This window comes from Serratia nevei, from assembly GCF_024160145.1.
In the GTDB taxonomy this organism is placed as follows: domain Bacteria; phylum Pseudomonadota; class Gammaproteobacteria; order Enterobacterales; family Enterobacteriaceae; genus Serratia; species Serratia nevei_A.
Genome location: NZ_JAMYWQ010000121.1, coordinates 1 through 478, shown reverse-complemented (window position 1 = coordinate 478; position 478 = coordinate 1). Strand labels below are relative to the sequence as shown.

The following is a 478-nucleotide window of genomic DNA, read 5'->3' as shown; positions in this document are numbered from 1 at the left end:
TAGCTTCCTATGGGATGCAGCAGTGGGGAATATTGCACAATGGAGGAAACTCTGATGCAGCCATGCCGCGTGTGTGAAGAAGGCTTTCGGGTTGTAAAGCACTTTCAGCGAGGAGGAAAGTGGTGTTGCTTAATAGGTACATCTGTGACGTTACTCGCAGAAGAAGCACCGGCTAACTCCGTGCCAGCAGCCGCGGTAATACGGAGGGTGCAAGCGTTAATCGGAATTACTGGGCGTAAAGCGCGCGTAGGCGGTTAATTAAGTCAGATGTGAAATCCCAGGGCTCAACCTTGGAACTGCATTTGAAACTGGTTAACTAGAGTTTTGTAGAGGGTGGTAGAATTTCAGGTGTAGCGGTGAAATGCGTAGAGATCTGAAGGAATACCGGTGGCGAAGGCGGCCACCTGGACAAAGACTGACGCTGAGGCGCGAAGGCGTGGGGAGCAAACGGGATTAGATACCCAAGTAGTCCGCTCAT

General features: G+C 51.5%; 1 rRNA gene. It reads left to right on the top strand.

Going from position 1 to position 478, the window contains the following annotated elements:
• Window positions 1–478, top strand: a 16S ribosomal RNA gene (locus M6G53_RS25035); the annotation flags it as partial.